The 11,846-nt window shown below is 29.3% G+C and carries 11 protein-coding genes; all 11 read left to right on the forward strand.

The genetic code is table 11. The annotated features are described in order from the left end of the window. Positions 1 to 3 precede the first annotated feature (3 nt). The 11 genes from pseG (at position 4) to C1A40_RS06945 (ending at position 11,634) form a co-directional block, all read left to right on the forward strand. Positions 4 to 1,476: a UDP-2,4-diacetamido-2,4,6-trideoxy-beta-L-altropyranose hydrolase gene (pseG, locus tag C1A40_RS06895; protein WP_241910533.1), complete on the forward strand. Its 1,473-nt coding sequence runs from the start codon at positions 4 to 6 to the stop codon at positions 1,474 to 1,476. Next, complete coding sequence (gene pseI / locus C1A40_RS06900) at positions 1,469 to 2,491, forward strand: pseudaminic acid synthase (protein WP_102995259.1); 1,023 nt, start codon at positions 1,469 to 1,471, stop codon at positions 2,489 to 2,491. Before pseG ends, pseI begins: the two co-directional genes overlap by 8 nt. 1 nt (position 2,492) lies before the next feature. Continuing rightward, positions 2,493 to 3,791 (forward strand): glycosyltransferase, encoded by a 1,299-nt coding sequence (locus C1A40_RS06905; RefSeq protein WP_158651310.1) that lies wholly within the window; start codon positions 2,493 to 2,495, stop codon positions 3,789 to 3,791. A 3-nt stretch (positions 3,792 to 3,794) separates the two neighbouring features. Next, on the forward strand, positions 3,795 to 4,532 hold the full coding sequence (locus C1A40_RS06910) for an acyltransferase (protein ID WP_102995261.1): 738 nt from the start codon (positions 3,795 to 3,797) through the stop codon (positions 4,530 to 4,532). Positions 4,533 to 4,542: 10 nt separating this feature from the next. Further along, positions 4,543 to 5,736: an O-antigen ligase family protein gene (locus C1A40_RS06915; RefSeq protein ID WP_102995262.1), complete on the forward strand. Its 1,194-nt coding sequence runs from the start codon at positions 4,543 to 4,545 to the stop codon at positions 5,734 to 5,736. Then, positions 5,705 to 6,505, forward strand: coding sequence for a hypothetical protein (locus tag C1A40_RS06920; protein ID WP_102995263.1), 801 nt, complete (start codon positions 5,705 to 5,707; stop codon positions 6,503 to 6,505). Before C1A40_RS06915 ends, C1A40_RS06920 begins: the two co-directional genes overlap by 32 nt. Next, complete coding sequence (locus C1A40_RS06925; protein WP_102995264.1) at positions 6,489 to 6,752, forward strand: hypothetical protein; 264 nt, start codon at positions 6,489 to 6,491, stop codon at positions 6,750 to 6,752. The genes C1A40_RS06920 and C1A40_RS06925 overlap by 17 nt, the downstream gene beginning before the upstream one ends. A 61-nt stretch (positions 6,753 to 6,813) precedes the next feature. After that, positions 6,814 to 7,992: an O-antigen ligase family protein gene (locus C1A40_RS06930; RefSeq protein ID WP_206748206.1), complete on the forward strand. Its 1,179-nt coding sequence runs from the start codon at positions 6,814 to 6,816 to the stop codon at positions 7,990 to 7,992. Next, the gene (locus C1A40_RS06935; protein ID WP_102995266.1) at positions 7,955 to 9,286 is read left to right on the forward strand and encodes an MATE family efflux transporter; all 1,332 of its coding nucleotides are present in this window, start codon (positions 7,955 to 7,957) and stop codon (positions 9,284 to 9,286) included. Before C1A40_RS06930 ends, C1A40_RS06935 begins: the two co-directional genes overlap by 38 nt. A 103-nt stretch (positions 9,287 to 9,389) precedes the next feature. Continuing rightward, positions 9,390 to 10,541: an O-antigen polymerase gene (locus tag C1A40_RS06940; RefSeq protein WP_158651311.1), complete on the forward strand. Its 1,152-nt coding sequence runs from the start codon at positions 9,390 to 9,392 to the stop codon at positions 10,539 to 10,541. After that, positions 10,519 to 11,634: a glycosyltransferase family 4 protein gene (locus tag C1A40_RS06945; RefSeq protein ID WP_102995268.1), complete on the forward strand. Its 1,116-nt coding sequence runs from the start codon at positions 10,519 to 10,521 to the stop codon at positions 11,632 to 11,634. Before C1A40_RS06940 ends, C1A40_RS06945 begins: the two co-directional genes overlap by 23 nt. Positions 11,635 to 11,846 lie beyond the last annotated feature (212 nt).

Here is an 11,846-nt window from a genome sequence, read left to right on the forward strand (position 1 = left end):
GTGATGGCAAAAAAAATAATTTTTAGGGCTGATGGAAATTCCACAAATGGATTAGGACATTTGTATAGGTTATTCAGTCTGGTTGAAATTGTTAAAGATTCATATGAGTTTGTGTTTTTAACGCATGAATCATCAACAAACGATGTTATTCCTAAAGCATATCCTACTGTAATTATTCCAAAAGCTATAGGTGTTGAGGAGGAGCCAGAGTGGATAGCCGCTAACTTATTTCCAGAAACGCATATCATTATTGCCGATGGTTACCAGTTTACAACATCATATCAAAAAGAAATAAAAGCAAAAGGCTACCGTTTGGTTTATGTTGATGATTTAGTAAAAGATCACATGTATGCAGATTTGGTTGTGAATCATTCTCCATATATTCGAGAAAAGCATTATACAAAAGAACCTTATACTAAGTTAGCACTAGGTACTCAATATGCTTTGTTAAGACCTTTATTTTTAGACGAAGCGACAAAGAATAAAACGATCACAACAATTGATACGGCTTTTGTATGTTTTGGTGGTGCAGATCCATATAATTTAACCATAAAAGCCGTTAAAGGTCTGTTGCAAATTTCAAATTTTAAAACTACCCATGTCGTTTTAGGAGGTGCTTATAAACATGAAGATATTTTTGCTCTAGAAGCAAAGCATTCTGATAAATTAAAAACATATAAAAACCTATCAGAGGAACAATTGATTAAAGTGATGCAACAATGTAATTTTGCTATTGCACCAGCAAGCACCATATTGTATGAGCTGTCTTGTGTTAAAATGCCTATTTTAAGTGGGTATTATGTGGGAAATCAAAAATACATTTATAAGGGTTTGTCTGAAAAAAGAACCATTTTTGAAGGTAAAGATTTTAGAAACTATTCAGTTAATGAATTTGAACAAAAAGTAAAATTAATTATAGAAAGTAATTCAATCCAGACCTATATAGATCATCAAAAAAGCTTATTTGATGGAAATAGTAAGGTTAGACTTTTAGGATTAATAAATGGACTAACTATTTCTTTTAGAAAAGCAATAGAAGAAGATGTTTTACAAGTGTTTAATTGGTCCAATGATGTCTTAGTAAGAAAAAATTCTTATAATTCTGAACCTATAAAATTGGAAAACCATAAAAAATGGTTTCACAAGAAAATTAGAGACGAGAACACCTTGTTTTTAATAGCATTAATAAACAATGAGCCAGCAGGTATTGTAAGATTTGAAATTGACGATAGCTATGCGACAGTTGGTATTTTAGTGTCAAAATCTTATAGAGGACAAAAACTAGCAGGAGAATTTTTAAAAGCCTCCGCAAAAAAATATTTCGAAATTTACAGTGTGCCTATTTTAGCATATATCAAAAAAGATAACAAAGCATCTGTCAAAGCATTTGAAAGTGCAAGATATACCTATTTTAAGGATGAAATAATAAGTGGATGTGTTAGTTTTGTATATAAATTAGAAAAAGAAGATGGTTAAAGATACATGTTTTATAATAGCAGAACTTTCTGCCAACCATGGAGGGAGTTTAGATATTGCGAAAGAAACGGTTAGAGCTGCAAAAAGAGCTGGGGCAGACGCGATAAAACTCCAAACTTATACTGCTGATACCATTACCCTAGATGTAAAAACCGATTACTTTAAAATAAGTCAGGGAACTGCATGGGACGGCCAATACCTATACGATTTATACAAAAATGCGTCGTTGCCATGGGAATGGCACAAACCGCTTTATGATGTAGCCAAAGAAGTAGGATTGGTTTGTTTTTCATCACCATTTGATAACACAGCTGTTGATTTTTTAGAGGAACTGAATACCCCAATTTATAAAGTGGCTTCTTTTGAAATTACAGATATTCCATTAATTCAATATATAGCGTCTAAGCAAAAACCTATGATTATTTCAACAGGAATTGCAACAGTAGAAGATATAGAGTTAGCTATTGGGGCTTGTAAAGCTGTTGGGAATAATAATATAACCATTTTAAAATGTACATCGGCCTATCCTGCAGCGCCCGAAGATGCAAATTTGCTAACTATCCCAGATATTTCAAAACGTTTTGGAGTAAGATCTGGACTGTCTGACCATACTATGGGCATTGAGGCACCAATGGTAGCCGTAGCCTTGGGAGCTACTGTCATAGAAAAGCATTTTATTTTAGATAAAAAAATTGGAGGAGCTGATGCACATTTTTCATTAGATGAGAACGAATTTAAACAAATGGTAGATGCTGTTCGATTAACTGAAAGTCTTATAGGAAAAGTAGATTATGACATGACTCCAAAAAAAATAAGAAGCCGAGAGTTTTCTCGTTCACTTTTTGTTACCCAAGATGTAAAAAAAGGAGATGTTATAACCCAAGAAAATATTAGGTCTGTAAGGCCCGGCTATGGTTTGCATCCAAAATATTATAATGAGATTTTAGGAAAAAAATTCATTGCAGATACAGAAAGAGGGGAGCCACTTTCACTTAACATTATTGAAAGCTTATAAAATGAAAATACTATTTATTGAAAATAGATATAAGACATTTTTTTTTGATTTAGTAGCCTGCCAATTAGAAAAATTAGGTCATGAAATTTTTTGGATAGTACAAAACCCCAATTTTTTACCTAAAACAGGGGATATTAAAACAATTAAATTTCCCCCTAAGTTTTACCAAAAAAAAAATAATGTTGATATAGCTGACATAATAAATTCGGATAGGCAAATAAATTACTTTAAAAAAAAAGAACTTTCTTACTTTTATTACTATTATCACGAAATAGAACAAATAGTAGAAGAGATTAAGCCAAATTATGTTTTTGGAGAAAGCACTGCTTTCCATGAATTGTTAACGATAAAAATATGTAGAGATAAGGAAATATTATTTCTACACCCCACTTCGTGCAGATACCCTGCAGGACGCTTCTCTTTTTATTTGTATGATACCGTCTTTCCTTACTTAGGAGAGCACAAAAAAATTTTAAAGCAGGACGCCTTATCTATTATTGAAAAAATAATGAGTAGGTCTTCGAAACCAGATTACATGAAGAAGACAAGCTTTAAAAAAATAAAAATATTAAAAGACAAAATTAAAATACTCAAAGGCTATGCTATGGGTGAAAGGTTTAATACACCCAATCCAATTGTAAAATATAGAATAGAGAAGCAGAAGAAAAATAATATAGAGAATTGGGATAAACATTCCGTATTTGAATTAGACAAAAATAAATTTTCTGTTGTGTACCCTATGCATTTGCAACCAGAAGCGAATATAGATGTTTGGGGAAGACCAAAGAGAGATCAATTAGAAACAATAAAAAAATTGTCAGCTAATTTAGAAGGCAATCAGTTGCTGTACGTAAAACCTAACCCAAAATCAAAATATGAGCTTTCAATAGAATTATTAAAGTTTATTAATGAAACTAAAAATGTAAAAATGCTCCATCACAGTGTTTCTATGGATGCAATTTTTAATAGTTCAGATTTGTTTATAACAGTAAACGGCACTATAGCTTTAGAATGTATATTTTCAAATAAGCCTGTTTTTACCTTGGTGGATGTTTTTTTTAATAAAGCCAAAAATTGTTTATTTCTAAAAAGTTTTAGCGATTTACAAGAATCAATTTCTAAAATTAAAACCGATACTTTCCCTACACTATCCAAGGATGAAAAAGTTGATTTTTTAAATTTGTTAAATGCAACTAGTTATACAGGAGTAATTTCAGATCCTTATTATAGTGATTATTCAGTTTCAAAGGAGAATATTAATAATGTAATTTTAGCATTTAATCACATTTTAAATAAATAAAAATTGAAATTAGTTTTAAGTTTATTAGTGTTTTTTTTGCCCTCATTCCTTGGTGTTTGGTTGCTAAGGGCTTTTGGGTATAAAGTAGGTAAAAAAGTTAAAATTGGTTTTTCATTTATAAAAGCAGACCAAATATATTTTGGAGATAATGTAAAGATAGGTCATTTCAATCTCTTGTTAAACAAGTCTTTAATGCTTGAACGTGAAGCTAAAATAGGTTATTTAAATATTCTGAAAGGCCCTTTTGAACTTGTGCTGAAAAAAAGTGCGGCAATAGGGAATAAGAATTATATAACACGAGGAGAGCTAGGAGTCACTTATGGAGAGTCAGTTTTAAAATTAGGAGAATTAACTAAAATAACAACAGGGCACCACCTTGATCTAACTCAATCAGTAATTTTTGGAGATTTTTCAATTTTGGCAGGAATCCGTTCCCAAATATGGACTCATGGCTATTATCATGCAGATACAGGTTCGGGAAGGGTTAGAATTGATGGTCAAATCCAGATAGGAGATAATGTTTACATTGGCTCAGGATCTATTTTTAATCCAGGGGTTAAGGTTGCAAATGCTATACATATAGGTGCTGGAAGTGTCATTTCAAAAGATTTAAAAGAGAAAGGCATGTATGTGGGGCAAGCTCTAAGATATTTAGATGCAGATATGGAAAAAGTGACCACAAAGCTTAAAAAAGTTGAAATCAAAAATCTTGTAGAACCTGTTTATACCAAAAATAGATAAATTAAAAATAATGATAGACGTAAAATCTATTTCTAATTTTTTTGGTAAATTTTCAATTGTACTAATCTTAATTGCATTAAACTTTTCATATTTAGTTGAAGGGTTAGTTGGGTTTACAGGTTTTAGAAATATAGTATTGTTAATAGGTTTAGGTGTTTTTTTTATAAAAATATTACTTTATCCTAAATTAGATATTTCTAAACCCTTTTTTGTTTACGTTCTTTTGGGCCTTTCAATCGCTTTTATTTCAGTCTTTTTTTGGCTATCCTTAGGTGAGATTAATGTTTATTTTACCCTAATAACAACGACTATAGTTTTAAGTTGTGGTGTGAAATTTTTAAAAAAGGCACTACTAGGTTTAGTCTTAATTATTTTGGTTTTGGCTATATATGAGTTTTTTACAAAAACATATGTTTTTGCGGTTTATAGAGATACTCAATGGGGAATAAAAGCTCTTGATCCTACCTTTTACGGAGGTAATTGGGGACTTTTTAGGGCTAAAGCACTTTTTGAAGGTCCATTGGCTCTTGCTCAATTTGCAATAGGTTTGGCGTTGTTATATAGAAAAAATTTAAAAATACTTGTGCTTTCAATTGTTTTAGCAATGTTATCAAACGGTAGGCTAGCCATGATTGTTTGTGCTTTAGCTTTAATATTTAGTTTAACAGAAAAATATAATATTATCAAATTTTTTTTAAGTAAAAAGGGATTAATAATTGTATTTTTTATTTTAATGGGATGTGTATTTGCTCTTAATTATTTTGTTACGGGTGCATCATTGGAACGGTTAAAGGGCGCGTTAGATTTTAGTGACCCATCTAACCAAGGACGATTCTATTATTGGACCGAAGGCATTAGCATGTATTTTGATTATAACCTTGTTCATTTGTTGTTTGGTAATAGCGGTTATTTTAGAAGTGTAATAGGAAATAGTGCCGAAAATGGATGGCTAATGCTTTTATTAGATAATGGTCTTTTTGGATTTTTATTTTATTTTCTTCCACCTGTATATATAACTTATTTAAGTTTAAGATTTAAAACAGGGCATTACATGTTTGTTGGCTTAATTTTTATCTGTATGATGATACAAACTTTTCATCTAGGAGCTTTAGCTAGCTTATTTTATTGGTTGATAATATATTTTTATTTAATAGATTTTAAAATAATTAGGGATGAAAAAAATTATACAAACACTTTGTCTTAGCCTTTTTATTTTATTTGTTGGAGCACAAAACAACGCTTATGTGTCAGAAACCAATTCTAGCAATAAAATAAAGGAAATAGATATTTTGGTTAATGATAAATATGAAGTAGGGGATTCAAGACGATATGGTGTTTTTCCAGATTCAATTAATAATAGAATCAACCCCAGAACAGGTAAGTCATTATTAACTTCAATATTAGATTTTGCTGAAGCTCATAACATAACGCTTAATTTTCCGAAAGGTTACTACGGCCTAAATTTAATTTTAGATTCTAGAAAAAATATTTCTTGTTATTTTAATCAAGCTGAATTTAACTTAGTTCATATTACAAATGATAAGGGTGCAAAATCTTCCAACATCAATTTTAAAGGTACACTAATACTCTATGATAGGTTTGATACCTATAATAGCCATAATATAAAGGCGGATTCCATAATTATAAGGACAGATACCGTAAAACATTTATCCAAATTAAGAAGCAGGGGCTGCCATATATATAAAGGGACAGAAAGTTTGCATATAAAGTATTTAAGGGTAGAAGATTTAGGGTCGGGAACTAAGTATTACCAGAATAACCATGCGGCATTAGCTCTGGATGGATTAAGGGAAAATCCAAAAAACATTACTATAGATGAGGTTTACATTGAATCTTCAGACAGGCACGGAGCCTATATTACAGGGAGCAATAATGTTTTTAAAAAAATCACCATAAATAGTTATGGTCAAGGTACCACGCAGTTTATGACAGGGTATGCAAGACTCAACTAAAGGAGAAGAAAGAGAACTCTCAGGCCTATGGATTAACAGATGTAATGATTGTGTTTTTGAAGAGGTTACCATTATTACCAAAAACTCACCTCACGGCATTCCCTTAAAGCTTGATGAAGGAAAGGCTAACCATCCCACTTTTATAAATAAACTTATTTTTGATACACCCTATAAAGACCCTATGGTTTTAGATAATGTACTAACAAATGTTTTGGTTAAAAGGTTAGAAACTACAGATGGTAATTAAGTTTTTTAGGCACAGAAATAGTATTTATACCGTGTTGTTGGGTGTTGTGTTTTATACGTTCATGATATCTTTTGCTGTAAATGCTATTAGCGTTTTTTTATTATTATTATTCTTTTTTTGCGATAAAAAAAGTGCTATTCAACAGAAATTTTATAAAGCAAAACGAAATAAATTAGTTGTATTATATTTTGTTTTCTTTTTAATTCAGTGCATAGGAATGCTTTATACTAGAAATGTAGAGTTTGGTGTGCAAAGGTTGTCTGTAATGGTTCCTATATTATTTTTACCTTTAGTGGTTAGTGTAGAAAAAATAGATATAAAACTATTTGATTTTCTATTAAAGGTTTTAGTTATTTGGGTTGTTATTCAGCTATTGGTTTTCTTGTTTATTCACATTTATATTGATCAACGTCAATATAATAATTTTGTACTTTATTATTTAAATGATAGGCTAGGTATAAGTCAATTTTATATTTCGTTCATTTTAGTTATTCCAATTCTAAAAATTATCCATGATATAGAACTAAAAAAGACTAATTTGCCTATTTGTTTATTGTTGGGAAGTGTTTTACTGTTTTTTGCACTTCTACTAGGAAACATTACTATTTTAGTTTTTTTATCACTATTAATTTTTATTAAAACACTTACTGCATTTAAAGGCAAACCCATTTACTTTAAAATAGTTATACTAATACTTACATGTGGTTTAATTGGATTTGGGGCTTTTTTAACGCCAAAAATAAATGAAAAGATATCCATTTTATTAAAAACAACAGACTTCAATTATGAGATCATAAAAACAAAACATAGTGTGACTTTTGCGAATAATACCTTGGAGCAAAGGGTAATTTTAAATATGAGTTCGATTGAAATAATTAAAGAAAATTTTCCTTTTGGAGTGGGTACAGGGGACTTTAAAGATAAATTGTTAGAGACTTATACAAGGATAAATTTTAAAACCGGATTAAAGCAGAAGTTTAATAATCACAATCAATTTTTATCAGAGTTTTGCAAAACTGGGATTTTAGGAGGGGTTTGTTTTCTTTTGTTCTTTTTATACTTTTTTAAAGAGCTTTCTTTAACCAGTCCATATTTTACTTATGTTATATTATTGTTTTTCTTAGGTAGTATGGTTGAGTCTTATTTGTATCGCCAACATGGGGTACTTATTTTTTCTTTTATTTTACCTTTGTTTCTAGCGTATGAAAAGCAAAGGAGCAATAATAGGATTAAGAATTAAAAGCAAACAAAGTTTTATGCAAAAATTCTATGAAAGTAATAAGGACTTTATAAAAAAGCAAGCCATATTTGGAGTAGTATTTTCATTCACAAAAGCAACCGTTTATCTTGTTCCTTTATTGTTGGCTGATGTGTTGTCTAGTAAAGATTTTGGCGTGTTAGAATATGCCCTTGCTGGTTTAGGTATGGTCGTAAATACCGTAATTAATTTGGGGGTTCCTGGAGCATATCCCTATTTTTTGCTTAAAGAAAAGCGATTAGATATACAAACCTCATTCAAGCTACATAGTATAATTTTATTAGTACCGTTAATCATTAATCAAATTTTATTTTTCTGCTTTCAGCTTAATATTAATTTTTATTTAGCATTTAATGTTTCTTTCATAATTGCTAATCAGGTGTTTTATTCAACACAGTTAAAGTCACATGAAAAATCTTTATGGGCAGTGATTCTAGATTCTGGAATATATCTCGTATTACTGTTACTATTTGTTTTATCATTTTCGGGTTTTGTTAAAATAAATATTAATGTTATAAGTTATTTTATATTGTTTTATGCATTAGTTTATGCAGTTTATGCAATTTATACCTTTATAAAATATAGGGCGCTAATTGACTTTAACAAGTATAAAGCTATTTTGAAATTTAGTATACACTTATTAATTTCTACATTTTTAATATTCTTAATTACAACTTCGGGGAGGATATTAGTTGAGTTTTTTTTTGATTTTAATACCGTAGGTATTTATGCGTTTTATTTCAGACTTGCTGCAGTGGTAGTCATGATTTATCAAATTATAAATATCACCTTCTTTAAAAAAATTTATACACTCAATCCTAATATTTTGGATAAGTATTATTGTATGTTTTTTGTTTTAATATATACCCTATCTGTCTTTATTTTTTTTGTTTCACCTTTTGTGGTAAAATATTTTTCAAACTATTTTAATGAAACTTTTGTTTTAAACCAAGGCACTTACTTTTTATTATCTGCTCAAATGGTCATGTGGATAGCTAGTGCCTTAAATTCTAGTATTATTGATAGAGAAAAGTTAGCATCAAAAAATAATATTAAATTTTTAATTCTAATTATCCTTTCGGTAGTAGTCTTATATTTCTTGCGTGATATAATGCATTTACAAACGCTTGTACTCGTTCATTTTACTGTAATTACTATGGCATGTTTAATTCAATATTTTAGTTTATATCAGAAAAAAATAAAATTTAAAAAGTCTATAGTTTCACTCTTAGCGATTTATGCTGTTTCTATTTGTGTGTTTATTTTTATCATTTAAAGTTTAAACGATGTTGTATTTAAAAACAAATCAATTGTTTTATCTAAGCTTACTTGTAGGTTTAGTTATTTGGTGGACCACGTTTATAATTTTACCTGTAAATATGGAAGAAGCTATAAGCTTAAAAACTATTTTATTTATTGTATTCAACGTTGGAAGTTTAGTACTTGGTTTCATTAGTTTTAATTTTATAAATACTAAAAAGGAACTAACAATACTTAAAGAAGAAAGGTCTATTCAGATCGTTAAATTAATAATCAAAATAGTATTGGTTTGTTATATTTTAAGATATATTGACTTGTTACTAATTCGAGAAATGTCGTTAGGGAATAATTACAGGGCTAATAGGGAACTAAGTTTTAGAATATGGGATTTTAAATATGTTTTTTTTGCAGTCGCTTCGGTTTTGAAATCACTTTATTTTTTTCCAATTATAATTTGTATTAGTTTAAGTCTAAAAAACAAACCCGTAACTTTCGCAAGTTATATATTATTACTTTTTCCTTTGCTAGAAGCCCTTTTAAGAGGTACTAGAAAGCCTTTTTTTGATATTGTAATTATAATAATAATATCTATAGTTATTTTTACAAGATTGAAACTTAATCTAAAAAAAGTTTTATTCGGATTATTTAGTATTGTTGTTCTATTTAGTATAGCAAACATTATTTTATTTGATCGAGAGGCTAGTAATAGTACAAATATTTATGAGGAAATTTTAAATGCTCGTTATAACGATTTTTTAAAACCAAACCAAAATGTTAAAGATTATATCTTAGATGATAAAACACCGGAGATCAATAAAAGAGTTGCCTTAACCACTCTGCATGTTGGACAGTATTTAACACATGGGTTTTTTGAATTTAATAATATTATCAAATCGGCTCCAATACCCTTGGCTCATGGAGGTTATACGTTTAATGTTTTTACAAAAATTTTAAAAACCCCCACGATAAATACATCCCCTAGAAACTTTGTTTATATTACCTTTTTTGGTGGTCTTTTCCTTGATTTTGGTTGGTTTTCAATATTATTAATGTTTTTATTCGGGATCTTTCAAAAGTATATTTTTCAAAAAGCGATAATCAGTATTGTTTGGCGTCCTCTATTAGTTTATATCTTAATAATTAATGTATTTTTGCTAATGTTTAATTATATAAGAGGATCTGGTGTTTATCCTATCATTGGGTTTCTTGTTTTTTTTCTAATTTTAAAAGTATCACTGTTCATAAGCCATGAGAAAAGCGCTAATTCATGATTGGTATTACATTAATGGAGGGGCAGAAAAAGTGCTTAAGTCGTTTAATACGATTTGGGGTGATTTTGAACATTATGCTCTTATTGATTTTTTAAATAAAAAGGATAGGAATGATATTTTTATAGGTAACAATATAAGTGTTAAAACCTCCTTTATACAAAATTTACCAACGGCTAAATCAAATCACAGAAAATTTTTACAATGGTTTCCTTATGCGGTAGAACAATTTGATTTAAAAGAATACGACTTGGTTTTAAGCTCATCAGCCTCAATTGCAAAGGGCGTATTAACCAATCAAAATCAATTGCATATCTGTTATTGTCATTCTCCTATGCGTTATGCTTGGGATTTGTATCATCAATATTTAAAAGAGTCAAATTTAAAGGGTTTAAAAGGTATTTATGCAAAATATGTATTGCATAAAATGAGAACTTGGGATGTTGTTTCTTCAAATAGGGTAGATTACTTTATTGCTAATTCAAAATATATAGCCAAACGCATAAAGAAAATTTACAACAGAGAAAGTGTTGTCATTTATCCACCTGTAGACGTTAATAATTTTAAATTAGTTGATAAAAAGGAAGATTACTATTTTACAGCATCACGCATGGTACCCTATAAAAAAATTGAATTAATTGTAAGAGCCTTCAATAAGATGCCAGATAAAAAGCTAATTGTTTCTGGTGACGGTCCTGAATTTAATAAAATTAAAAAAATAGCCAAGCCCAACATTGAACTTTTAGGATTTATTAAAAGTGAAGTATTAAAAACCTATTTGGAAAATGCCAAAGCATTTGTTTTTGCTGCTGAAGAGGACTTTGGTATTATCCCAGTTGAAGCTCAAGCATGCGGAACTCCAGTAATTGCCTTTGGAAAAGGAGGTGTTTTAGAAACTGTAATAAATAAAAAGACAGGGGTCTTTTTTTATGAGCAAGAAGAAGAAAGTATTATTAAGGCTTTAAAGGATTTTGAGACACTGTCATTTAATTATTACGATATTAGAGCACATGCAAAAAGGTTTTCTAAGGAAAGGTTTGAGGAAGAAATTAAAACGTTTGTACTTGCTAAATACAAGGATTTTAAAGGATTCTGAAATTAAAGTGTTTTCAGTTTCTTGACTGTAATTAGATTTTTGTCTCTATCAGTGAGATAATTTAATTTTCTAGATGGTACTCCTTGACGCTGTAACCGAAACTATCTTAAAACGGATGGAAATGTTAATTTAAAGCTTCATTCTTCATTTCGTTATATCTCTAAAATAAGTCTTCGATATTCAATTATTCTCTTAAATTTGCGATTAAGGTA

It is taken from the genome of Tamlana carrageenivorans, assembly GCF_002893765.1.
Lineage (GTDB): Bacteria > Bacteroidota > Bacteroidia > Flavobacteriales > Flavobacteriaceae > Pseudotamlana > Pseudotamlana carrageenivorans.

Coding starts and splice junctions, on each gene's coding strand:
- C1A40_RS06905 (WP_158651310.1), top strand. CDS start 2,493: ATGAAAATACTATTTATTGAAAATAGATATAAGACATTTTTTTTTGAT.
- C1A40_RS06915 (WP_102995262.1), top strand. CDS start 4,543: ATGATAGACGTAAAATCTATTTCTAATTTTTTTGGTAAATTTTCAATT.
- C1A40_RS06935 (WP_102995266.1), top strand. CDS start 7,955: ATGAAAAGCAAAGGAGCAATAATAGGATTAAGAATTAAAAGCAAACAA.
- C1A40_RS06925 (WP_102995264.1), top strand. CDS start 6,489: ATGCAAGACTCAACTAAAGGAGAAGAAAGAGAACTCTCAGGCCTATGG.
- C1A40_RS06920 (WP_102995263.1), top strand. CDS start 5,705: ATGAAAAAAATTATACAAACACTTTGTCTTAGCCTTTTTATTTTATTT.
- C1A40_RS06940 (WP_158651311.1), top strand. CDS start 9,390: ATGGAAGAAGCTATAAGCTTAAAAACTATTTTATTTATTGTATTCAAC.
- pseI (WP_102995259.1), top strand. CDS start 1,469: ATGGTTAAAGATACATGTTTTATAATAGCAGAACTTTCTGCCAACCAT.
- C1A40_RS06930 (WP_206748206.1), top strand. CDS start 6,814: ATGATATCTTTTGCTGTAAATGCTATTAGCGTTTTTTTATTATTATTA.
- pseG (WP_241910533.1), top strand. CDS start 4: ATGGCAAAAAAAATAATTTTTAGGGCTGATGGAAATTCCACAAATGGA.
- C1A40_RS06945 (WP_102995268.1), top strand. CDS start 10,519: ATGAGAAAAGCGCTAATTCATGATTGGTATTACATTAATGGAGGGGCA.